Below are 21,379 nucleotides of genomic sequence, written 5' to 3'. Positions count from 1 at the left end.
TTTAAATCATGCATAAAAATATATCTATACTCTTCGCCGTTCTGATTTTGTTAGGGAGCTGTGACAAAAAAAATGAAAAGATCAAAGAACCGGAAGGGAAAACCAAGAAAGATGTGATCTCTTTTGCCCCTAAAGTCACCGGAAGGATTTTAAAAATATATGTTTCCGAAGGGCAGACTGTGAAGAAAGGGGATACCCTGGCACAGCTTGATGTACCGGAAGTTTCTGCAAAAATAGCGCAGGCGCAAGGAGCAGTAAGTGCTGCTACGGCCCAGGAACAAATGGCTAAAAACGGAGCAACAGCCGATCAGCTGAAACAGCTTCAGGCCAAATATAAAGGATTGAAAGAGCAGTATGAATTTGCTCAGAAATCTTATAAAAGAGCCAATAATATGTTCCGTGACAGCTTAATGTCTCCGCAGGCTCATGATGAAATCTACGCAAAATTACAGGGGGCGAAAGCTCAGTATGATGCTGTAGTGGCAGAGCTGGATGATGTAAAAAGAGGAACCCGCTTCGAAAAAGTGGAGATGGCGGCAGGGCAGGCTTCACAGGCAAAAGGAGCTTTACAGGAGGCCAATGTTGCCTATTCAGAGAGATATATCATTGCGACCAATGATATGGAAATAGAAACCATCAGCTTAAACACTGGTGAGCTTGCAACAGCAGGATTTGCACTATTTAACGGATATATCCCCGAAAGTACTTATTTCAGGTTTACCATTCCGGAAAGTGCTATTTCAAAATATAAAAAAGGGCAGGAGGTGACGATGCAGGTGGTGTACAATAAAGAAAACCTGACAGGAACTATCGTGTATATCAAACAGCTGACAAAGTATGCCGATATTACTACTGCGTATCCGGATTATCAGCTGCAGGACGCGATCTACGAGATCAAAGTAAAGCCTAAGGATATGAATAAAGCTAAAAATATTCTGGTCAATGCCAATGTAATCCTTAAATAAAATGATACGAAGCGGATAGAATTTCAACGAAATTCCATTACGTTTCTAACCTATAAAAATATACAGATGAAAGAATTTTTCCGTCTTTTAAAACGTGAGTTTAAACTTTTTATCGGCAATTCTACCCTAAGAACGGTGTTCTTTCTGGCACCGGTGTTCTATGCAACCTTGCTGGGGTTTGTCTACAAAAGCGGAAAAGTTGAAAATACACCTGTATTGGTTGTCGACAGAGATAATACGCCTTTATCCAATCAATTGACGGAAATGCTCGAAGACAATAAAAGCATTAAGGTTTTCAGATACCTCCAGGAGCCTCTGAGTATCAAAGATGAGGTGATCAGACATGAGGCTGCGGCTGTAGTCATTATTCCTTCCAGGTTTGAAGGAGATATGCTTCAGAAAAAGTATCCCGAACTCAATGTTTATGTCAATACCGGGAATGTTTTAACGGCCAATTTTGCATCCAAAGCACTTCAGCTGACCATTGGAACATTCTCAGCCGGAGCTTCCATAAAAGCCCTCCAAAAGGCCGGAATGCCCGCTGCAAAGGCTGTTACCCAGTATGAACCTTTTAAAGCCAATTACATTACACTTTTCAATACTACCGGAAACTACCTTATTTTCATGTGGCCTGCAATGCTTGCCGTTGTTTTACAGCAGGTAATTCTGTTGGCTATGGCCGTAAGTTTTGCCGCAGAATTTGAAAGAGGCTCTTTCGTAAAAGAATACCTGAAAATGAAAAGATGGGCTTTCCCAACCATGCTGATTAAGGTAATACCAATCTGGGTGTTCTCTGTTCTTATTGTAGGCATTTATTACTTTATGCATATGATCTTCAGGGTTCCGATGCCGGAAGGGATACTCAATTTTATTCTTCTGACAGCGGTTTTTGTGGGATCCGTTTCATTTCTGGGTGTCTTTATCAGTATTCTGATCCCGGATGCATTGAAAGCAACGCAGATCCTAATGGTTATTGCTTCACCGGCGTTCATTATCAGTGGTTTTACCTGGCCTCTGAATGCGATGCCTGCTTTTGTTCAGTTTATCGCGAATATTATTCCGCTGACTCCCTTTCTGCAGGCCTTTAAAATTCTATTGATTCAAAAAGGATCGGTAGAACTTACTTTTCCTTACCTGAAACATTTAAGTATTCTTTTAGTAATATATGTTGTTATTGGCTGGATTGCTTTAAAGATCAAGCTTTGGTTTATATTCAAAAAAGCAGCTCCACAGGAAACTGTGGTAGAGAATAGTTCTCCGGAGGATAGTGAGTAGTTTTTAGTTGCTGGTTAATTGATTGTTGGTTTCTGGTTTCTGGTTTCTGGTTGATTGGTTACTGGTTAAGAATATTTGGATTAAATTATTCAAAATCAAATCCCGAAACCCGGCAACTAACACCCTGTATCCCGGAACTCAAAAGCTCACAACTCAGAACTCATAATTTGGAACCAATAAAGCACCATCCTGCAACACGCATCCCGAAACCATCCACACCCAATTTTTTCAACCGACTATAAAATCAAACAAAAAAACTGATATATTTGTCTGTTGTAAAATAGAAATTATATGGAAAATGTATTTGATGCAAAAGATGCTCAAAACTATATAGATAGAATCAACAGGTTGGTGGAAGATACCCATGGTTTGTGGGGGAAAATGACGGTGGATCAGATGCTGGCACACTGCTGTATAACCTACGAAATGGTATACGAACCGGAAAAACACAAAAAACCTGGAGCTATTGCAAAATTTATATTGAAGACTTTTGTAAAACCTAAAGTGGTAGGGGAAAAAGCCTATCCGAGAGATTCTCCTACGGCACCTCAGTTTTTGATTACCACCAGAAAGAATTTTCATGAAGAAAAAACAAGACTGATAGGTTTTATTCAGAAGACACAGCAATTGGGAGCAGATGCTTTCGATGGGAAAGAGTCTTTCTCTTTTGGAAAATTAAATGCTCAGGAATGGAACAATATGTTTGCCAAGCATCTGAACCATCACCTGGCACAGTTTGGAGTATAAACACAACAATACATGAAAAAACTTTTATTACTTTTTGTTCTGGCTGTCAATTTTGTAATGGGCCAGATGCCGGATATTTCCAATGCATGGCTGAATAATAGTAAACCTTATATAGGAACTATCGGAAACAAAGGTCAGGAGCTGAAACTGAAGATCAATATCTCTGAACAGAATAAAAAAAATGATCAGGAATATTTCGTTTCAGGGTATTCTCTTGTAGATACCGATTACACAAAATTTGAAGGTAAAATTACCATTTCAAAATATAAAGATTCCAGGAAGCAGGGAACAGTATATGGCGAATATGAACTGGCAGAAGAGAATAAAGGAAAGCATTCCGGACTTTTCAAAGGGAAATTTACCTATAATTTTAAATGGAATAAGAAAACAGAGAAAATTGAAGGGCAATACATTGAGCTTACAGGAGACTGGAAAAGCTATGACGGAACCCTTGAATTTAAAACCCATCTGAAAAATCAGTAACAGCCCCTCATCATCTTATACCGGACTTAAAAATACCTCAGACCTCAGGTCTTATCTTAAAAACTCACTAACACTATGAAACTAGGCGCATTTTCAATCAGCTTAAGCGTAAAGGATCTTCAGAAATCCAAAGACTTCTATGAGAAGCTGGGTTTTACAACAATGGCAGGAACGGAAGAACAGAACTACCTGATCATGAAAAACGGTTCCACACTGATAGGGCTTTTCCAGGCCATGTTTGATGGAAATATGCTTACTTTCAATCCGGGATGGGATGAAAATGCACAAAATCTTGATTCTTTTGATGATGTACGCGAAATTCAGAAAAGATTAAAAGAAAGCGGAGTGGAAATCGGCAGGGAAGCAGACGAAACAACTTCAGGACCTGAACATATCTATCTGAAGGACCCGGATGGGAATATGATTTTAATAGATCAGCACAGATAGGTCAGGATCATTTACAAAGATGGCTTAAAACAAACTTAACTTATAAAAAACAATCATGGCAACAGTAAACGTTTATTTAACATTCAACGGCAATTGCAGAGAAGCATTTGATTTCTACAAATCTGTGTTCGGTGGAGAATATCCTTATATCGGAACTTTTGGGGAAATGCCTCCAATGGAAGGAAAAGAAACTCCGGAAGAAGATAAAAACAAGATTATGCACGTTTCACTTCCGATCTCTAAGGAAACGATTTTGATGGGAAGCGATACCGGAGGAGAATGGTCTTCCAACTTCAAGGAGGGGAACAACTTTTCTATTTCAGTAAACGCAGAGTCTAAAGAAGAAGCAGATAAATTATTCAGTGGACTTTCTGCAGGAGGACAGGTAACAATGCCTATGGCAGATACGTTTTGGGGAGCTTATTTCGGAATGTTTACTGATAAATTCGGGATTAACTGGATGGTAAACTATGACGATCCTGCGAAAATGCAGCAGCATCCGTAAATTCATATTTGATTTCAAAATAATAAAAAAACCGACAAATAGCTGTCGGTTTTTTATTTACTGTAAGCTATTTGCAAGAAATAGTTCTTAGTTCTTTTTGATGATTTTATAGCTTGCTGTTTCTGTTTTGATGAGATAGATTCCTTCAGGCAGTTCGGTAATGTCAAACGTATTTTCATCACTTGTCACTTCCGCAGATTTTATGAGCTTTCCGGACTGGTCATATAAAGAGATTGTATCATTTTTTTTCAGATGATCAATATGGAAGATGCCGGTAGTTGGATTAGGATAAATATTCCCTTTGTCTTTGATGATGTTTTCTGAAGTTCCCAAAGTTGAAATTTTTGTCCAAGTAAATGCATCCAGACACATATAAACATATCCTCCGGTTGATTGCAGCTGGATCTCATCAATTACTGTATTGCTGTTGTTCTGGTTATTCAGGGTAGCAAGATCAATCAGTGTAAATCCATTATTAATCCCTGTTGTTCCTATTGTTGCATTGAATGTGGTATTAAAACCGGAAGTTTTTGTCGTGGTAAACTTTGTAATTCCTCCTAATTTTCCTGTAATAATAAGCGTCCCTGATGAGGTAGACTGATTTAAAGAAGTATTGCTCAGGAATACCCAAAATTTTGAAACTGTGAATGAAGAACTGCTCTTAACACTGAATGAAGGAGAATTGACATTCGTTGTTCCGGTATTGTCAATATAAACATTGTCATTAGCTGTTCCGTTCCAGCCGGTGTTAGGATAATTGCTTTGAATTCTGAAAGTTCCGGCTTGTGAAAGAATATTGAATGTATATCCATTGCTGATAAAACTTGTACTGCCACCAGATGAGGTTTCAAAAGTTACAGTGGTTGTCTGTGCATTGACCGGTGCAATAGTGTTTAAGAAAACAAAGGTGCCCCAAAAGATAATTTTTTTCATGATATAGATTTTTTTAAAGATTGCGGGAGATGAGTTTCCTTTTTATATCCTCACAGGGTGTTTCTGTAAGGGATACCACAAAGTAACAAGGAAACTTAAAGCCATTACAGCGTATTAAGTGCCAGATTTAAAAACGCGTAGAAATACGCAATTTTGTTCATTGTTATTGTTATATTTTTGAAAAATGGATATTATGTTATGAAAAATAAATTTATTTCATAGTATGGTTGGTTTTTTCATAACTTGTAGTGTGCAATTGCAGGAACTTTTTTTTAAACCTATTATATAATTTAAAACGAGAAAAACTATGGAATTACCTAAGCATGCAGTATCATTGGATGATGCTAAAACATGGATCAGCAACTGGCAGAATAGAAATGATATTGACGGGATGTCAATAAGAGCACATATTATTCCTGTACAAGATGTAAATGATATTTTCAACAAGGATAAAGGCTTTGAACAATATCGCGGATATAATGCGATCACTGATCAGGGAGAGTTTAAGTTTTTAATGGTAGGAGTGGATGCTTATGGGAATGATATTGTCAATTATGAGGACGGATTTTATGTATATGATATGACCACACCCTGCCCAAGTGTATGTTCTGCTGAGAAATGGTGGAATCTGTAACCTGAAAACCGGAGATCTTGGATCATTGGATTGAAATATTGTCATTAATTGGAAAAGGCATTCTGCTGATTAATCTGGCAGTATACTGTATAGGCTTTTCCGGTTCCGGAAAAGCCTATACATTTTTCATCAGTTATCTGGCCTGGATATTAATTTGTGAAATCGTATTCTATGTACTGAATTCCCGGAAGATTAATAATCTGTTTTTCTCACATTATTATCTGATAGGTCAGTTTTTACTGCTGGGATTGTTTTTTCATGAAATTTTAACGGAAAAGTATCAGAAAAAAGCAGCACGTATTCTTTTAATTACCATTCCTGTTATTCTCATCATACAGTATATGACAGATCCGGAAAAATATTATGTTTTTAATCTGTTTGAAATTTTTGTCACTTCTTATTCAATTATAATTCTGGCATTATTTCATTTGTATAATATATTGGATACTCAGAAGAAATACAATTATATAAGCCTGGGACTTTTGTTGTATCTCATAAGCAGTACGGTTATATTTCTGTCCGGAAATCTGTATACGGTGATGAACAGGAAGCTGCATAAAGAGATATGGGTTTTCAATGTTGTTATGTTTATTGTGTACCAGATTTTTATTCTGGCAGAATATCTTTCTTCCCGTAGAAAAAATGTGTAATTACTGTTATGATTTTACAAAATGAATGAAAATACAATTATTTCCACTATCGTTTATACCTTTCTGGCATTTACTTTACTGGCCGTTACGCTGATCATATTTTATTATTTTTCAAACAAGAAAATAACGAGAAATCTTATTCAGAAAAAAGAACTTGAACTCAGGTATGAGAAAGACCTTACCCATGCTATTATAAGCGCTCAGGAAAAAGAGAGGTTTAGGATTGCTCAGGATCTGCATGATGACATCAGTTCAAAACTGAGTGTGGTTTCTTTAAATATCCATCTTTTGGATTTTGATAATCTGCCCAGGGAAGAATATAATGAGCTGAAAAATAAAATAATACATCTGGTCAACAAAACAGCCGAAAGTGCCAGACAGATCTCTCACGATCTGCTGCCTCCCATTTTGGAAAAATTTGGACTTCATGCTGCCATAGATGCATTGTGTTCAGAAATTAACTTGTCCAAAAACCTGCAGGTTACCTACTCCAGCAGTTTGTACTTTGCAAAAGCAGAAGATGAAAAAAATTTACATATCTTTAGAATACTTCAGGAGCTTATCAATAATTCCATAAAGCATGGTGAAAGTACCCATATTGATATAGAATTTTTGGGAAAAAACGGAAAAAACACCTGTATTTATAAAGATGACGGCAAAGGATTTAATCTTGATGAAAATACCTTGAAAGGAGGACTGGGCCTGCGAAATATCAGAAGCCGTGTAGAACTGATCAATGGAACACTGAAAATTGAAAGTGAAAATAATAAAGGAACCACTGTAGAATTTACATTTTAAATATTGATGAGATGGAAAAAGATATCATTCGTGTAACAATTGTAGACGATGAAGCACTGTTTCGTCAGGGGATTTCATTGCTGATACAAAGGGAAAAAGACATTGAACTGGTGGGCGAATTCAGTAACGGGAAAGAACTGCTGGATGCGCTTATAGCTCTTCAGGAACTGCCGGATATCATTCTGATGGATCTTAATATGCCGGAAATAAACGGGGTAGAGGCTACCAAACAAATTCATATCAAATATCCCCAGATCAAAATCATTGCATTAACCAGCTATAATACAAAAGCATTTATCGTCAATATGATACAGTCGGGAGCTTGTTCCTTTCTTAAAAAAAACTCAAGCCCCGCCGAATTACTTACTGCAATCCGGGAAGTATATAGTAAAGGTTTCTTTTATAATAATGAAGTAATGGAAGCATTACATCAGAATCTTACAGAACCTAAAAAGAAGGTTTCCAGTATCTTTGATGCCAATCATATTTCCAAAAGAGAAAAAGAAGTATTGGAACTGATCTGTAAGCAATATAACACTGCCGAAATTGCAGACCTGCTTTTTATAAGTTCCAGAACCGTTGAAGGACACCGCAACAGTCTTTTGTTGAAAACCGGAGCCAAAAATACGGCAGGATTGGTGGTATATGCCATAGAAAGTAAAATTGCAGATATGAACTACTTAAAAGACCGCTTCGAATAAGCATTCATAGAATTATTCTACTAAAAACCCTAGCATCCTTTTATATTTCGATTCATTGAGTTTTTACGTTTCTATAATTTAAAAAACTTACATTGTAGCAGTCGGAAAAATACAAAAGGATGAAATCTGCTGTTCAAAAAGTTGTATCATGAGTGATATTCTGGCAAAATCCCACCTGCTTCTTATATAAATCAGATACAAAAGAAAAGTCTCTTTCTGTCATGGTATTAAATATTGTCTGCTATTATTGATTTAAAGTATTAATTTTGTTAAAAACGATAGATAATAATAATTGATAGGTATGAGAAAGGTTTTTACGAAGTTGGCATTCACAGTATTAAGTTTTGGATCCGTATTGACATTGGCTCAAAAGAGTGATCTGGGAGCATGGTATATGTATTTCGGAAATAACAGGATCAGTAAGAAGCTGAACTGGCACAATGAAATTCAGTACCGTAATTTCGATGCTGTTGGAGACCTTGAACAATTACTTATCCGTACAGGAATCGGGTATGATCTTACAGAAAATAACAACAATGTTTTACTGGGATATGGCTTCATTCTCAGCCAGCCCTATGTAAACGGTGAGAAAAGGGAGAATATTGAGCACAGGATTTTCCAGCAGTATATTACCAAACAGAAATTTGGTCGTTTCTATCTTCAGCACCGCTACCGCTTGGAAGAACGTTTTCTGGAAGATGATTTCCGGATGAGATTCCGCTATATGATTGGATTGAATATTCCGATTACTCAAAAAGAAATGCTGCCAAAAACGCTTTATGCCTCAGTATATAACGAAATTTTCCTGCATTTCAACAATCCTGTTTTCGACAGGAACAGAGTTTATGGAGCGTTAGGATATGTCATCAACAAAAATATGAGGATTGAAGCAGGGTATATGAATCAGATTCAGGAGAACCGAAACCGGGGACAGATTCAGATTGGTTTTTACAATAATATTCCGTTTACTAAAAACTAATGAAGCTGCTGCTGAATGCCCTGATGAAAACCATTATTTGAAATAAAAAATTAAACACAAAAAATAAACACTTATGCATTCAGGAAAAAGATTCGGAGCCCGGGAGTTCATTATCTGGACCAGACGGAGTATTTACGCTCTGATTGTATTATCAGTAATCCCTACAGTCCTGTACTTTCTGGGCTGGAAGTTTCTTTCCGTTCCATGGCAGCCGATTGCAATCATGGGAACAGCGGTTGCCTTTATCGTTGGATTTAAAAACTACAGCAGACTCTGGGAAGCAAGACAGATCTACGGGGCCATTATTAACGACAGCCGCAGCTTTGGGTATATTCTGAGAGATGCATTGCTTTCTAAAGATTCAGTTAAAGTCAAAGAAATGTTTCTTCGCCATTATGCATGGCTTACTGCATTGAGATTCCAGCTTCGTGAACCCAGAGCATGGGAAAACATGGGTACGGATCAGTTTGATGAATATGCCAAAAAGTATGATATTCCGGAAAGACTCTCCAGACTGGATGAGGAATTGAAAAAATACCTTTCTGAGCCCGAACTTCAGTATATTTTGAGCAAAAAGAACAGGGCTACACAATTGATGGCCAGCCAGAGCAAGGCTTTGTCAGAAGCTTATGAAAAAGGGACGGTCAATGATTTTCAATGGACGCAGATTAACCAGCAGCTGGTAAAATTTACCGATAATCAGGGAAAAGCTGAAAGAATTAAAAACTTTCCATATCCCAGAAATTTCTCTTCCATCACCACTTATCTTTTGCTTTTATTCATTGTCTTTGTGCCTTTTGGTTTATTGAAGGAATTCGATAAACTGGGTGACGGAACTATGGTGGAAGGATGGACTTTATGGTTTAATATTCCATTTTCTTTATTGGTGACCTGGTGTTTCCACACCCTGGACAGTGTAGGAGAAGCTTCGGTTAATCCTTTTGAAGGAAGTCCCAATGATGTTCCGATTACTCAAATCAGCCGTACCATTGAAATCGATATGAGAGATATGCTGGATGAATCTGATCTTCCGCCAGCCATTGCTCCGAAGAATAATATTGTGCTTTAATTCTTTCCGGTTGTAAAGAAAAGTCTAAACCTTGAATAGAATTAAACCTTATAGGTTTTTAAAAACCTATAAGGTTTGGATAATAATAAATATTGATATCCCAAAATAAAAAATAACACTTAAAAAAACTAACTTAAAATGATTCACAGCTATGTTATAATATCCATTGCAGTACTGCTGTCTGTGATGATATTGGTAATGATCGGCCAGAAATTAAAAGTTGCTTATCCGATTTTTCTTGTAATTGCAGGATTGCTGATAAGCTTTGTTCCGGGAATGCCACGTATTGAAATAGAACCTGATCTTGTTTTCCTGATCTTCCTGCCACCTATTTTGTTTGAAGCAGCCTGGTTTACCTCATGGCAGGATTTTCATAAATGGAGAAAACAGATTTTTTCGATGGCTTTCGGATTGGTATTTTTAACCTCAATAGTGGTGGCTTACCTTTCGTCTTCCATCATTCCGGGGCTTACCGTAGCCATGGGATTCCTGCTGGGAGGAGTGAATTCACCGCCGGATGCTGTTGCCGCCACTTCGGTTCTTAAACATATGAAAATTCCAAAGAAAATTACCAATATTCTGGAAGGAGAGAGTCTTATTAATGACGCATCCAGTTTAATTGTATTTAAGTTTGCTCTGGCGGCCGTTATTTCCGGACAGTTTATCTGGAGAGATGCCGTTCAGGATTTCTTTACGATGGCCATCGGCGGAATTGCAGTGGGAGTGGCAGTAGGTTTCCTGTTTGGTGCTTTATTAAAAGTTATCCCGACCAATTCCAATATAGATACCATTATTACCCTGATTGTACCTTACATTATGTATGTGGGTGCAGAGCATTTTCATTTTTCAGGAGTGCTTTCTGTTGTTGCAGGAGGATTATTGATGTCTTATAATTCACACTGTTATTTAAGCCATACTTCAAGGATTCAGTCTGGGAACGTATGGAGTGTACTCATATTCCTGATGAATACCATCATCTTTATCCTGATTGGTCTTGAGCTTCCTATTGTAGTGGAAGGAATGAAAGAATATACCATTTCTGAAGGTATTTTCTACAGTGTAGTTATTGGAGGTGCTATTATCGGAACAAGGATCCTGTACAGCTATGCACTGATGTATTTTCCAAGAGTCTGCTCCAAAGAATTAAGGTTAAAAGTTCCTAAACCGGATTGGCGGGAACCGTTCATTATCAGTTTTGCTGCAATGAGGGGAGTTGTTTCACTGGCCGCAGCCTTATCAATTCCTGCCTTTCTGCCAAACGGAGAGGCATTCCCGCACAGAAATATTATTCTATTTGTAACTTTCGTTATTATATTGATTACCCTGGTAGGACAGGGATTATTGCTTAGCCCGATTTTAAAACTGTTGAATATCCAGGATGCCGGAAGTGAATTACCGGAAGAAAAACAGGAAGTTATTCTTATGCGTAAACTGAAGGAAACGGCACTACACAAGCTGGATAATGACTTTTCTGAATTAACGGTAACCAACAGCCTGGTACGTCATCAGAAACACAAACTGGAAAATGAAATGATGCTGATGGCAGACAAAGCCCAATGCATGGCCTCCACAGGAGATTATGTGTCGGCAATCAATGAAAATAAGGATGTCTTACGGCAGATCATCCAGGCGCAGAGAAACGAATTGCACCGGATGAAAAGAGAAAAAATATTTGATGATCATGTGATGAGAAGTATTGAAATGCAGCTGGATTTTGATGAAGCGAAGATTACCGGCTTTTCACATGGATAATTAAAAGATAAACCACAAAAGTCACAAAAGAATATAGACTGGAATAAGCCCGAATGGTGGAGAGATCACAAAAATCCCCGGATTTTAAGGACTTAAGGGGGCTTCTCAAGAGTAGAAGCTTAAACTTTAAAACAGCTTGATTATTTAAAAACTTTTGTGACTTTTGTGGTTGAATATTACAAAATGTGTACATTTAAACATATTAAATTTATAATATGAGCACACCCATCACAGTTCAGTATACAATAAATGCTCCGGTTGAAAAAGTCTGGAAAGCATTGACCGATAAAAATGAAATGAAATCCTGGTATTTTGATATCCAGGATTTTGTTTTGGAAACAGGTAAGAAATTCAACTTCTTTGAGCCTGGAGGAGCCAATAAATATCACCATCAGGGTGAGATTTTGGAAGTGATTCCCAATCATAAATTAAAACATTCCTGGGCTTATCCTGATTTTTCAGATCAGAAAACAATGGTAACCTGGGAACTGCAGCCTGAAGACGGGCAAACCCTTGTAAAGCTGATCCACGAAGATATTGAAAACTTTAAGGACTTAGGAGAAGGTTTTGCAAGAGAAAATTTTACAGAAGGCTGGAATACGATCTTGGGACAGAGTTTAAAAGAATATTTAGAAAAGTAAAAAATGGTCACATTACACCCTTTTACGATAGAGGATGCTCCACTACTGATTTCAAAGATAAAAGACGAAAGAATGCTTCTTCAGTTTGCCGGACCTGTATACCGTTTTCCTCTTACAGCAGAACAGCTGGAAAAGGATTTGTCTGACGAAAACAGAACTTTATTTAAAATCACAGACCAGGCCGGAAATACAATCGGGCATGCCCAGATATTTTTAAAAGAGAAGACTTTTCTGTTGGGAAGAATTCTGATATGGGATGAGAACAACAGGGGGAAAGGGTATGGCAAAAAAGTAATGCATGAACTTCTGAGATATGGCTTCAGCCATTTTGATAGAGAAACAGCAGAACTCAATGTCTACGACTGGAATACCGGAGCTATTGAATGTTACCGGAAAGTAGGTTTTACTTTCGATCCTGAGGTAAAAAGCGAAGCAAAGATAGATAAAGAAACATGGGTTTCCCTGAACATGAAAATCCACAGAAATACTTTTGAATTACAGGAATCATGACACAGTTTACCGCACTAAGACCTGTTTTATGGACGGAAAATATTGATGAAACCATAGGATTTTATATGCGTGTCCTCGGATTTACGCTTATGGGTAGAAATGATGACTGGCAGTGGGCATCTCTCCGTAAAGATGATATATACCTGATGCTTTCTCAGCCCAATCAGCATGAAGCTGCTGCTGCAATCGGTTTTTCCGGCTCGTTCTATTTCAATGTGAATAATGTAAATGACCTTTGGGAAGACCTTAAAACAAAAGCCAAAATCTGCTATGAGATTGAAACATTTGAATGGGGAATGAGAGAATTTGCGATCTATGATAATAACGGTTATATATTACAATTTGGTGAAGCAGCAGATAATATTGGCAATACGGAATAAAATTTGCTATTTTTGGAGAAATATTTAGAAATTCAATGAAAAAAAATATAATAGCGGGTTTCGCAGCGATTTTATTATTGGCGTCTTGTAATAAGGATAAAGAGATTCTTAATACATTAAACACTTATAATACTTCAATGGAAGCGAAGGGATACCATTTCGGAGATAAGCTCGAGCTTCCGAAAGAGGTAACAGAAAATGCAGAAAGCGTAACCATCAGCTTTGGAGATAAAGAAACAACAAACCTTACCATTGATCCTAAATTTTTTACATTAGGTGATAATGCTGTAACGTTCAATATTAAAACAAAAGGAGGCGAAGTCCTGAATCAGGATGCAACCATTAATGTATTTGCAAAAAATCCTGAAAAAAATATTTCTTATCAGATTGTAGCGGAATATCCTCATGATCCTAAAAACTTTGTACAGGGATTCCAGATCGAAGGAAATACCATCTATGAAAGTGACGGGCAGAACGGATCTTCCCAGATTTTAAAGTACACGTTAGGAACAACAACTCCTCTTGCTTCCACAAAGCAGGCTCAGGAAGACTTTTCTGAAGGAAGTACCATTGTGGGAGACAAAGTATATCAGCTCACATGGCAGAGCAAAAAAGGATACATCTATGATAAAAACTCTTTAAAGCTGCTTTCGGAATTTGCTTATCCAAATGTGCTGGGTGAAGGCTGGGGACTGACATACGACGGGAAAAACCTTATTGCTTCTGACGGTAGTAAACTTTTATATTTCCTTGATGCTAATGATCCTTCCAAATTAATTAAGTATATCGCTGTTGCCGGAAGCTCCCAGGCATATGATCAGTTAAACGAACTGGAATATCACAATGGCTTTATCTATGCAAATGTCTGGCAGAAACCCATTATTTTGAAAATCAACCCGGCAAACGGAGAAGTGGTGGGAACTTTTGATTTCACAGAAATTGCAAAACAAAATACTAAAGGAAGTGATGATGTCCTGAACGGAATTGCTTTCAAAGGAGATAATATGCTGGTGACCGGTAAGAATTGGCCAAAGATTTATGAAGTTTTTATTAAATAAGAAAGTTTAGTAATAATTTTCATTTGAATAAAATAAAGTATGTAAATTGGTAGCGTTCCTAAGGGAACGCTATCTTTAGTAAAAAAGAATTTTGAGATTACTATATCTGATATTGATTTTCCTTTTCTGTACGGCTTCGGCGCAGAATATTCTTCCTTTGGATACTTTGAAATTAAAGGAAGCAAAGGATCTGCTTGCCGATGACTACGGAAATCTGTACATCTATAAAAACAAAGATTTCAGTTTTACCAAATATGATTCTTTGGGAAAGCAGATTGGAAAAATGATGCTTACCGTTCCGTACAAAGTGCAGACAGTACAAAACCCGCTGAATGTGCCGCTGTTTTCTGAAAATGCCCAGGAAATGAAATTTGTGGATCAGAATATGAATGAGATTCAACGGCTGGATTTTAAACAGAAATTCGGGTTCATCAGAATGGCTTATGCCGAAGATCTGCAGCAGCTGTGGCTTCTGGATGACAGTACAAAACGTTTGATACAGTACAATTTCAGGAATGATACCACCATTAATTCTTATCCTTTTGACATCAGCTTTGAAGATCTGATGGATATGCTGGTTTATGAAAATAAGGTCTATATTTTAACGAGAAAACATATCCGGATTTACAGCCTTAAGTTTGAAAAACTTTTCGAAGCCCCTTTGGAAAACGGAAAACGCTTTCGGAGAGAGAATGATATCATCATGGTTGTCGCCGGTAATTTCATCTCACAATACGTTCCTGAAAAAGGAATGACGACTATTTTCGAAGATCCGGATGCACAAATTGTGGATAAAAACATACTCTCTTATTTTGCAATCAAAGGGAACAAACTCTATCTTTACAGCCTTGAAAAAGTAAAGAAAGCCAAACAGCAAAAACAGCTGGAAGCTCAGCCGGAATCTCTGCAGCAGCCTACGGAAAAACCCGTAGAAAAGCCAGATGAAAATACGGCAGAGAAGCCTTCAGACAATACCTTACAGAAATTGATTGAAGAAATTTCCGAAGTTCAGACTGAGGCTATCGAAAAACTTATCAATTAATCAGTAAATACAAGGAAAAAGAATATTATGCATATTGCAGTTACAGGAAACATCGGAGCAGGAAAAACAACTTTGACAACGATGCTTTCCAAGCATTACGGATGGGATGCACAATTTGAAGATGTAGATCATAACCCTTATCTGGAAGATTTTTATTCAGATATGAGCAAATGGAGTTTTGCATTACAGGTGTATTTCCTGGGAAGCAGATTCCGTCAGGTAAAGGAAATCAGAGAAAGTGGCAAAAATATTATTCAGGACCGTACGATCTATGAAGATGCCCATATTTTTGCTGAAAACCTGAATGATATGAATCTTCTTTCAGACAGGGACTTCAATAACTATTCATCGGTTTTTGATCTGATGAAGTCTTTTGTATCCGCTCCGGATCTTTTGATCTATTTAAAGTCAGATGTTCCCAACCTGGTTAAAAAAATCTACAAAAGAGGCCGTGAATATGAAGCGTCTATCAGTATTGAATACCTTTCAAAGCTGAATCAGAAATATGAAAAATGGATTTCCAATTATACAGAAGGAAAACTTCTTATCGTTGAGGTAGATGATCTTGATTTCGTTGAAAAACCTGAAGATTTTGGATTCATTCTGGAGAAAATTGAGGCAGAACTTCACGGGTTGTTTTAACATATTTTTATCAGTACATTAAGAGAGACTCAGTGTAATTCTTTTTAAATTTGTTTAGGTCAAATTTATTTTTTGAATAATTATATCATGGTAGTTAAAGTTTTACATAACGGAAACTGTTCAAAGTCAAATGCTGTCTTAGAGTATCTTGATGAAAACGGTGCCTTTCGAGATCATCAATATTATTGAAGATCCGTTAAGTATGCTGGAGATCCGAACAGTATTGAAAAAACTGAATCAAAGTGTTTTTCATATCATCCGTAAAACAGATAAGCTGTATATAGAAAATTATGTCGATAAAAATTATTCGGAAGAAGAATGGATAAAGATCCTTTCTGAAAATCCATCTCTGATACAGAGACCCATTCTGGTAAAAGGTTCAGTAGCAATGCTGGGAAGGCCTATTGAAAATGTAAAGTTCTTTATTGAAAAATAAATCAATTTAATAAATAAAAAATCCGCTCTTTAAAAGAGCGGATTTTTTATTTATTGGAATCCATTTTCCTGGGTCCGTTTACCGCATTATATAAAGCTTCTAATTCTTTTGGAGGGCGTCCGGAATCAAAGTCCGAAGAAGTATATTCTTTTCCATCAGAAGTAATGATAATGGATGCTATCATTGCCTGATCAGAATGTCTGCCTGTAGTGGGAGATTTCAGTTCTGATATTCTGGATAAGTCAATAGTTCCAGCCAGTTGGGAAACAGTTTTCCATTCCGCAGGGGCTATCTTGGTATTCGAGATTTCTTCGTTGATATTGGCCTCTTTTGATAAAGGAGTAACGGTAATGCTTCTGCTGAACCCTCTTGTTCTTTCTACTAATTGAATCTTTTCAATCTTTTGCTGTTGCACAGTATTGGTAATATTTGTTGTGTTGTTTTTGCTATTATTTTTGTGGATGCAGCCTGTTGTGGATGTCCCTAAAATAACAGTAAACAGGATCAGTTGGATATTCATCATGTTTTGTTTTTATGCTTAAGTAATAAAAAACCGCTTCATTACTATGAAACGGTCTTGTTTTTACAATAGAATAACGCCTTCTATTTTTGCTACTTCTTTATAAATATTCACAACCTGATTGGCATCTAAAACAAATGCATTAATGTTACAGGCTGTGTATTTTCCATTTTTGCTTTCGCGGTTTCCCAGTGTAAATTTAATACCATCAAAAACTCTGTAAATTTCTGTAAGTTTTGCCTGGTCTGTAGGAATAATAAATTTAAATAAATAATCCTCCGGAAAATCATGATGATCTTCCAGCTTTTCCCTCAAAGACTTGTAAAAATCCTCAGGGCTTGCGTGTTGATTTCCTTGTAATATATCCATCTGCAATTGTTAATATAATATAAATATAACGAAAATTTCCCTATTTTCCAAATGGCCCAAGCAGGGATTTGGAGTTCTGGTGCTCATAATCTTCGATGATATTGAATAGTCCGTTTACCAGTTGTTCAGAAGCAAGCTTACTTAATCCTCCTGAATTGACTGTGTTGTTATTTCCGCCTAAAAGACTGCCCAGCAAATTGCTTCCCGATAATGCTGTATTAATGGTTTTTACAACCCCGTATTCATTCAGTTTTTCATCTACTTTAGGAGCAATGGCTGCAATAAGCTGCTGGGATGTTTTTTCCTTCAGAATCTGAGTAGCCGTAGTTCCCTGCATAATTCGCGTTACATCCTGAGCGTTCAGGCTGTTTACAGCATCCTGCAAAATAGGTTTTGAAGTAGTAACGGTATAAGCCGCTGCCTGAGCAATATAATCTCTTTCTTTTGCTACCAGGGAAGGGGCAATCTTCTCCAGGGTAGTATTGATGTCTCTCAATTCTTTAGGAAGGGCTTTGTCTACCATATTATTCTGCAGAAATGCTTCTTTATTACTGTAGATTCCCATTCCTTTATCAATACCATTAAGCAGGATTCTTTTAATTATAGACAGCCCCATATCGGATGTGGCCAATGTTGTGCAAGATTGAACACTGGTGGTAATAACAACACCGGTACCGATGATAAGAGCGGCTGCAATGATATATTTTTTCATTATCTTTTTATTATCTATTTCTAAATGCTTTTGTCAAAAAGCGCACCAAAGGTAATTACTATTCTCTATTTAACAAAATATTAAATTGAGTACATATTTCGGTGAATATTGTGTCAGAAATGTTAAATTATCATTTAAAGATATGATGAATAAAGGATAGTAATTTTAAATATAAAATTATAAAATTTAATTATTTGTCATTTTTCATTTAATAAAACCGAGTAATTTTTAAATGTTTAAGATAATTTAACATTGTTGGATATTTTTTATATTTTTGGCTAATGTCTTTTTTTGAGATTTTAAATAACTCCACTATTTAGAGACAGGTACAAATGTGAATTTATTTGAATAAAATTGAAACTATATGAAACAAAGTAATTTAAAGTATTCATGTCTCATTGCTGTTGTATACTTCGGTATGAACGTCAATGCTCAGACTACTCCAAAAGACACTGCAGCCAAAGAGCAGAAGATTGAGGAAGTAGTTTTGATCGGATATGGATCTCAGAAAAAAGAAAACGTTACGGGAAGCATCGGAATGGTTTCTGCAAAAGATCTTGCTGATAAACCGAATGCTAACCCAATAAGCTCAATTCAAGGTAAGTTGTCTGGTGTGCAGATTCTGAATTCCGGTACCCCGGGAAGGTAAAATTATATCTAATCCGTATGAATTAGAAAATTATTACAAATCTTTAGAACTTGAGGCAATCAATAAATTAACGGGAATTTGTGCGGGATTTGAACATAAAGAAAAGGTTTGGTTAAATACGAATCCATTAGTAGAATTAGGATATAATAATGGGGCACCCGTTTATTACGATAAAGTAACAGAGTATGTTGAAGATCAGAATAATATAGGGAATAGCTTAGGGAAAACTGAATATTTTTATTCTTCGCAAGGAATTGATTTTCTACCATCAGCTAATTATTATAAAACATATAACACTTTTATATATCCAAAATGGAAAAAAGGTAACTTATTAAAAAAAATCGATTATAAAAAGGAAAATATTCAGTTTCTGCCAACTTATTCTGAAGAAAATAAGTATATAGATCTTATAGAAAATAGAATTAGGAATTTTAATATTTTTGAAAAAGATTCTGAATATCAGAGTCCAGTATGTGCGCAAGGACAAGTGTCTGGATACTTAGATAATAACCCAAATAGGTTTTTATATTTTAATGATTATGTTTCTGTTGGAAAAAGAGTACTAGATACAAAAATAATAAAGCAATACTTATACAATAATGGAAATGTAAAAGAACCTACAACAGTAATTAGATATGAATATACCAATCCATCTCACTATCAGTTAACAAAAGAAATAGTAACCTCTCCTGATGATATAATAAGTGAGACGAGCTATAACTACGCTCACGAAAAGAATAACCAAAAACTAATAGATGCTCATATAATTGGGATTCCATTGGAAACGATCGTAAGAAAAAAACAAAATTTAACAGATGCAGGAAAAATTATTTCTAAGAATGAAACAAGATATGACAATCCTGCCAATTTATTCCCAAGTTCTGTACTGTCTTATGATATTCAAAGTAATAATCAGACTGAAGAAGTGATCTTTGATAAATATGATACTAAAGGCAATCTGCAACAGTATACTACAAAAGCAGGTGTTCCTGTCACAATAATTTGGGGATATAATGAAACTCAGCCTATTGCTAAGATAGAAGGAGCGAAATATGATCAGGTTTCGGGATTAATATCTGCAATTATCCGATTCTGATGCTCAGGCTTTATCAAATAATGATGAAACCTCACTTTTATCAGTACTCAATACATTCAGAAATAGTTTGCCAAACTATCAGATCACAACATACACATATGATCCGTTAATTGGCGTTCGCAGCATCACGCCTCCATCCGGAATCAGGGAAGTATATATTTATGATTCAGCCAACAGGCTTAAAGAAATCAGAGAAAACAACCAGACCGGAAACTTATTAAAAGAATTCAAATATAATTATAAACAATAAAAACTTAAATTATGAAAAAAATAATCGTCATTGCAGGAATTTTAGCCACTCAATTGTCTTTTGCACAATTATATACACCTTCAGGTGCCGTCAGTAAAACCTCTACACCTGCGTCAACTAACGTAGGAATTGGGGTTTATGATCCACATTCTAACTTAGAAGTGGGTAACCAAAACGGAGGTAAGATAACAATTTCAACCGCAGGAGCAAGTGGTACATCTGCTAGTCCTAAATATCCCACATTAGAATTTACAGGGTATTCTAATTCTCCTAAGGCAAGAATCACTGCTACTGAAGAAACAGGAAATATATACGGGTCGAAATTTTCTATTTTACTTAATGATAATACCAATGCAACCAATATGGCTGAAAGACTTTCAATCCTTTACAATGGAAATGTTGGATTGGGAAGTCCACAGCCCAGAGAAAAACTGGATGTTTTAGGGAATATTGTAGCAGGAGCTACAGATTCAGCATTAGGGATCAATGCATTTGCTATACGATACGTGAAAGGATCACTGAATAATTGGGGATCATTACGAAGTTCATCATCTTCCTACATGAGTTTTGGAGTAAAAGCGGACGGAGCAAATGTAGGTTGGTTATCCAGCAGCGGGGAAGCAAGTCTTGCAAAAACAGCTATTACTGTGGGAAATGAAGGATTTAGTTTTTTAACCACATCTTCTCAGCAGGTACCCATTGATTCTCCTGTAACACTGAATGAGATCATGAGAATTAATATCAACGGGAATACATCACTACAGGGTAAATTTGAAGCCAAAGAAGTTAAAGTAACTCTAACTCCAACAGCTGATTTTGTATTTGAAGAAAACTATAACCTTCCTAATCTGGAAGAGGTTGCTAAACATATTAAAGAGAAAAAGCACCTTCCTGAAATAGCCTCTGCAAAGGTGATGGAAAAAGAAGGAGTAAACGTTGGAGAATTTCAGATCAAATTATTACAGAAAATTGAAGAGCTTACCCTCTATGCTATTAAACAGGAAAGACAATTAAAAGACCAACAGGAAAAAATACAGAAATTAGAAGGAGAAAATTCTGACCTTAAAAATGTTGTTTCCGAAATTAAACAATTGAAAGAGCAATTCCTTATGATGAAATCCAATGCAACCCATTAA

28 protein-coding genes are annotated in these 21,379 nt (G+C 36.4%); 24 read left to right on the top strand and 4 right to left on the bottom strand.

Annotation, left to right across the window (positions count from 1 at the left end; genetic code table 11):
- Positions 1-8: 8 nt before the first annotated feature.
- From ACE3RB_RS11960 to ACE3RB_RS11935, 6 genes are all read left to right on the top strand, one after another.
- Positions 9-965, top strand: coding sequence for an HlyD family secretion protein (locus ACE3RB_RS11960; protein WP_374464416.1), 957 nt, complete (start codon positions 9-11; stop codon positions 963-965).
- 66 nt (positions 966-1,031) lie between these two features.
- Positions 1,032-2,240 (top strand): ABC transporter permease, encoded by a 1,209-nt coding sequence (locus tag ACE3RB_RS11955; RefSeq protein ID WP_374464415.1) that lies wholly within the window; start codon positions 1,032-1,034, stop codon positions 2,238-2,240.
- Between the two features lie 291 nt (positions 2,241-2,531).
- Positions 2,532-2,987 (top strand): DUF1569 domain-containing protein, encoded by a 456-nt coding sequence (locus tag ACE3RB_RS11950; RefSeq protein ID WP_002977932.1) that lies wholly within the window; start codon positions 2,532-2,534, stop codon positions 2,985-2,987.
- Between the two features lie 12 nt (positions 2,988-2,999).
- Positions 3,000-3,470, top strand: a complete 471-nt coding sequence (locus ACE3RB_RS11945; RefSeq protein WP_374464414.1) for a hypothetical protein — start codon at positions 3,000-3,002, stop codon at positions 3,468-3,470.
- 75 nt (positions 3,471-3,545) lie between these two features.
- Complete coding sequence (locus ACE3RB_RS11940) at positions 3,546-3,917, top strand: VOC family protein (protein WP_332387624.1); 372 nt, start codon at positions 3,546-3,548, stop codon at positions 3,915-3,917.
- Between the two features lie 55 nt (positions 3,918-3,972).
- On the top strand, positions 3,973-4,422 hold the full coding sequence (locus tag ACE3RB_RS11935; RefSeq protein WP_374464413.1) for a VOC family protein: 450 nt from the start codon (positions 3,973-3,975) through the stop codon (positions 4,420-4,422).
- An 87-nt stretch (positions 4,423-4,509) separates the two neighbouring features.
- On the opposite strand, the gene ACE3RB_RS11930 is transcribed toward ACE3RB_RS11935, so the two are convergent.
- Entirely contained in the window at positions 4,510-5,355 is an 846-nt protein-coding gene (locus ACE3RB_RS11930; RefSeq protein ID WP_374464412.1) for a T9SS type A sorting domain-containing protein, read from the bottom strand.
- 307 nt (positions 5,356-5,662) lie between these two features.
- Between ACE3RB_RS11930 and ACE3RB_RS11925 the strand changes: the two genes are divergently transcribed.
- The 14 genes from ACE3RB_RS11925 to ACE3RB_RS11860 all read left to right on the top strand — a co-directional run bounded on the left by ACE3RB_RS11925 (position 5,663) and on the right by ACE3RB_RS11860 (position 16,647).
- A complete protein-coding gene (locus tag ACE3RB_RS11925; RefSeq protein ID WP_002977940.1) occupies positions 5,663-5,989 on the top strand; it encodes a hypothetical protein in 327 nt (108 codons plus the stop codon).
- 17 nt (positions 5,990-6,006) lie between these two features.
- Positions 6,007-6,639: a hypothetical protein gene (locus ACE3RB_RS11920; RefSeq protein ID WP_374464411.1), complete on the top strand. Its 633-nt coding sequence runs from the start codon at positions 6,007-6,009 to the stop codon at positions 6,637-6,639.
- A gap of 21 nt (positions 6,640-6,660) precedes the next feature.
- Positions 6,661-7,437, top strand: coding sequence for a sensor histidine kinase (locus ACE3RB_RS11915; protein WP_374464410.1), 777 nt, complete (start codon positions 6,661-6,663; stop codon positions 7,435-7,437).
- An 11-nt stretch (positions 7,438-7,448) separates the two neighbouring features.
- On the top strand, positions 7,449-8,138 hold the full coding sequence (locus tag ACE3RB_RS11910; protein ID WP_374464409.1) for a response regulator: 690 nt from the start codon (positions 7,449-7,451) through the stop codon (positions 8,136-8,138).
- Positions 8,139-8,439: 301 nt separating this feature from the next.
- Complete coding sequence (locus tag ACE3RB_RS11905; RefSeq protein WP_374464408.1) at positions 8,440-9,117, top strand: DUF2490 domain-containing protein; 678 nt, start codon at positions 8,440-8,442, stop codon at positions 9,115-9,117.
- Positions 9,118-9,190: 73 nt separating this feature from the next.
- Positions 9,191-10,186 carry a bestrophin family protein gene (locus ACE3RB_RS11900; protein ID WP_374464407.1) on the top strand — a complete coding sequence of 332 codons (996 nt, stop codon included), beginning with the start codon at positions 9,191-9,193 and terminating at the stop codon, positions 10,184-10,186.
- A 138-nt stretch (positions 10,187-10,324) separates the two neighbouring features.
- Positions 10,325-11,938 (top strand): Na+/H+ antiporter, encoded by a 1,614-nt coding sequence (locus ACE3RB_RS11895; RefSeq protein WP_131434879.1) that lies wholly within the window; start codon positions 10,325-10,327, stop codon positions 11,936-11,938.
- A gap of 215 nt (positions 11,939-12,153) precedes the next feature.
- Positions 12,154-12,579 carry an SRPBCC domain-containing protein gene (locus tag ACE3RB_RS11890; protein WP_374464406.1) on the top strand — a complete coding sequence of 142 codons (426 nt, stop codon included), beginning with the start codon at positions 12,154-12,156 and terminating at the stop codon, positions 12,577-12,579.
- Between the two features lie 3 nt (positions 12,580-12,582).
- The gene (locus ACE3RB_RS11885; protein WP_374464405.1) at positions 12,583-13,089 is read left to right on the top strand and encodes a GNAT family N-acetyltransferase; all 507 of its coding nucleotides are present in this window, start codon (positions 12,583-12,585) and stop codon (positions 13,087-13,089) included.
- Positions 13,086-13,469 carry a VOC family protein gene (locus ACE3RB_RS11880; RefSeq protein ID WP_374464404.1) on the top strand — a complete coding sequence of 128 codons (384 nt, stop codon included), beginning with the start codon at positions 13,086-13,088 and terminating at the stop codon, positions 13,467-13,469. Before ACE3RB_RS11885 ends, ACE3RB_RS11880 begins: the two co-directional genes overlap by 4 nt.
- A 35-nt stretch (positions 13,470-13,504) precedes the next feature.
- Entirely contained in the window at positions 13,505-14,527 is a 1,023-nt protein-coding gene (locus ACE3RB_RS11875) for a glutaminyl-peptide cyclotransferase (RefSeq protein WP_374464403.1), read from the top strand.
- A gap of 91 nt (positions 14,528-14,618) precedes the next feature.
- Positions 14,619-15,569, top strand: a complete 951-nt coding sequence (locus ACE3RB_RS11870) for a hypothetical protein (RefSeq protein ID WP_374464402.1) — start codon at positions 14,619-14,621, stop codon at positions 15,567-15,569.
- A gap of 27 nt (positions 15,570-15,596) precedes the next feature.
- Positions 15,597-16,211, top strand: a complete 615-nt coding sequence (locus ACE3RB_RS11865) for a deoxynucleoside kinase (protein ID WP_002977952.1) — start codon at positions 15,597-15,599, stop codon at positions 16,209-16,211.
- A 151-nt stretch (positions 16,212-16,362) separates the two neighbouring features.
- Entirely contained in the window at positions 16,363-16,647 is a 285-nt protein-coding gene (locus ACE3RB_RS11860) for an arsenate reductase family protein (protein ID WP_374464401.1), read from the top strand.
- A 46-nt stretch (positions 16,648-16,693) separates the two neighbouring features.
- Here ACE3RB_RS11860 and ACE3RB_RS11855 read toward each other — a convergent pair whose 3' ends face one another.
- The 3 genes from ACE3RB_RS11855 to ACE3RB_RS11845 are packed head-to-tail and all read right to left on the bottom strand — an operon-like array spanning position 16,694 to position 18,248.
- Complete coding sequence (locus ACE3RB_RS11855; protein ID WP_374464400.1) at positions 16,694-17,170, bottom strand: hypothetical protein; 477 nt, start codon at positions 17,168-17,170, stop codon at positions 16,694-16,696.
- 60 nt (positions 17,171-17,230) lie between these two features.
- Positions 17,231-17,536: a DUF493 family protein gene (locus ACE3RB_RS11850; RefSeq protein WP_002977955.1), complete on the bottom strand. Its 306-nt coding sequence runs from the start codon at positions 17,534-17,536 to the stop codon at positions 17,231-17,233.
- A 40-nt stretch (positions 17,537-17,576) separates the two neighbouring features.
- Positions 17,577-18,248: a DUF4197 family protein gene (locus ACE3RB_RS11845; RefSeq protein ID WP_374464399.1), complete on the bottom strand. Its 672-nt coding sequence runs from the start codon at positions 18,246-18,248 to the stop codon at positions 17,577-17,579.
- Between the two features lie 364 nt (positions 18,249-18,612).
- On the opposite strand from ACE3RB_RS11845, the gene ACE3RB_RS11840 reads away from it, so the two are divergent.
- The 4 genes from ACE3RB_RS11840 (at position 18,613) to ACE3RB_RS11825 (ending at position 21,379) form a co-directional block, all read left to right on the top strand.
- The gene (locus ACE3RB_RS11840; RefSeq protein ID WP_374464398.1) at positions 18,613-18,897 is read left to right on the top strand and encodes a hypothetical protein; all 285 of its coding nucleotides are present in this window, start codon (positions 18,613-18,615) and stop codon (positions 18,895-18,897) included.
- 487 nt (positions 18,898-19,384) lie between these two features.
- Positions 19,385-19,993, top strand: coding sequence for a hypothetical protein (locus ACE3RB_RS11835; RefSeq protein ID WP_374464397.1), 609 nt, complete (start codon positions 19,385-19,387; stop codon positions 19,991-19,993).
- Positions 19,994-20,060: 67 nt separating this feature from the next.
- Positions 20,061-20,243 carry a hypothetical protein gene (locus ACE3RB_RS11830; RefSeq protein ID WP_374464396.1) on the top strand — a complete coding sequence of 61 codons (183 nt, stop codon included), beginning with the start codon at positions 20,061-20,063 and terminating at the stop codon, positions 20,241-20,243.
- Between the two features lie 11 nt (positions 20,244-20,254).
- Positions 20,255-21,379, top strand: a complete 1,125-nt coding sequence (locus ACE3RB_RS11825; RefSeq protein ID WP_374464395.1) for a hypothetical protein — start codon at positions 20,255-20,257, stop codon at positions 21,377-21,379.

Origin of the sequence: Chryseobacterium sp., from assembly GCF_041914225.1 — a bacterium.
Lineage (GTDB): Bacteria > Bacteroidota > Bacteroidia > Flavobacteriales > Weeksellaceae > Chryseobacterium.
This window is presented reverse-complemented; position numbering and strand designations above follow the sequence as displayed.

What these genes read in the sequence shown, in the direction of transcription:
- ACE3RB_RS11960 (WP_374464416.1), top strand. Translation starts at nt 9, where the DNA reads ATGCATAAAAATATATCTATACTCTTCGCCGTTCTGATTTTGTTAGGG.
- ACE3RB_RS11955 (WP_374464415.1), top strand. Translation starts at nt 1,032, where the DNA reads ATGAAAGAATTTTTCCGTCTTTTAAAACGTGAGTTTAAACTTTTTATC.
- ACE3RB_RS11950 (WP_002977932.1), top strand. Translation starts at nt 2,532, where the DNA reads ATGGAAAATGTATTTGATGCAAAAGATGCTCAAAACTATATAGATAGA.
- ACE3RB_RS11945 (WP_374464414.1), top strand. Translation starts at nt 3,000, where the DNA reads ATGAAAAAACTTTTATTACTTTTTGTTCTGGCTGTCAATTTTGTAATG.
- ACE3RB_RS11940 (WP_332387624.1), top strand. Translation starts at nt 3,546, where the DNA reads ATGAAACTAGGCGCATTTTCAATCAGCTTAAGCGTAAAGGATCTTCAG.
- ACE3RB_RS11935 (WP_374464413.1), top strand. Translation starts at nt 3,973, where the DNA reads ATGGCAACAGTAAACGTTTATTTAACATTCAACGGCAATTGCAGAGAA.
- ACE3RB_RS11930 (WP_374464412.1), bottom strand. Translation starts at nt 5,355, where the DNA reads ATGAAAAAAATTATCTTTTGGGGCACCTTTGTTTTCTTAAACACTATT.
- ACE3RB_RS11925 (WP_002977940.1), top strand. Translation starts at nt 5,663, where the DNA reads ATGGAATTACCTAAGCATGCAGTATCATTGGATGATGCTAAAACATGG.
- ACE3RB_RS11915 (WP_374464410.1), top strand. Translation starts at nt 6,661, where the DNA reads ATGAATGAAAATACAATTATTTCCACTATCGTTTATACCTTTCTGGCA.
- ACE3RB_RS11910 (WP_374464409.1), top strand. Translation starts at nt 7,449, where the DNA reads ATGGAAAAAGATATCATTCGTGTAACAATTGTAGACGATGAAGCACTG.
- ACE3RB_RS11905 (WP_374464408.1), top strand. Translation starts at nt 8,440, where the DNA reads ATGAGAAAGGTTTTTACGAAGTTGGCATTCACAGTATTAAGTTTTGGA.
- ACE3RB_RS11900 (WP_374464407.1), top strand. Translation starts at nt 9,191, where the DNA reads ATGCATTCAGGAAAAAGATTCGGAGCCCGGGAGTTCATTATCTGGACC.
- ACE3RB_RS11895 (WP_131434879.1), top strand. Translation starts at nt 10,325, where the DNA reads ATGATTCACAGCTATGTTATAATATCCATTGCAGTACTGCTGTCTGTG.
- ACE3RB_RS11890 (WP_374464406.1), top strand. Translation starts at nt 12,154, where the DNA reads ATGAGCACACCCATCACAGTTCAGTATACAATAAATGCTCCGGTTGAA.
- ACE3RB_RS11885 (WP_374464405.1), top strand. Translation starts at nt 12,583, where the DNA reads ATGGTCACATTACACCCTTTTACGATAGAGGATGCTCCACTACTGATT.
- ACE3RB_RS11880 (WP_374464404.1), top strand. Translation starts at nt 13,086, where the DNA reads ATGACACAGTTTACCGCACTAAGACCTGTTTTATGGACGGAAAATATT.
- ACE3RB_RS11875 (WP_374464403.1), top strand. Translation starts at nt 13,505, where the DNA reads ATGAAAAAAAATATAATAGCGGGTTTCGCAGCGATTTTATTATTGGCG.
- ACE3RB_RS11865 (WP_002977952.1), top strand. Translation starts at nt 15,597, where the DNA reads ATGCATATTGCAGTTACAGGAAACATCGGAGCAGGAAAAACAACTTTG.
- ACE3RB_RS11860 (WP_374464401.1), top strand. Translation starts at nt 16,363, where the DNA reads ATGAAAACGGTGCCTTTCGAGATCATCAATATTATTGAAGATCCGTTA.
- ACE3RB_RS11855 (WP_374464400.1), bottom strand. Translation starts at nt 17,170, where the DNA reads ATGATGAATATCCAACTGATCCTGTTTACTGTTATTTTAGGGACATCC.
- ACE3RB_RS11850 (WP_002977955.1), bottom strand. Translation starts at nt 17,536, where the DNA reads ATGGATATATTACAAGGAAATCAACACGCAAGCCCTGAGGATTTTTAC.
- ACE3RB_RS11845 (WP_374464399.1), bottom strand. Translation starts at nt 18,248, where the DNA reads ATGAAAAAATATATCATTGCAGCCGCTCTTATCATCGGTACCGGTGTT.
- ACE3RB_RS11840 (WP_374464398.1), top strand. Translation starts at nt 18,613, where the DNA reads ATGAAACAAAGTAATTTAAAGTATTCATGTCTCATTGCTGTTGTATAC.
- ACE3RB_RS11825 (WP_374464395.1), top strand. Translation starts at nt 20,255, where the DNA reads ATGAAAAAAATAATCGTCATTGCAGGAATTTTAGCCACTCAATTGTCT.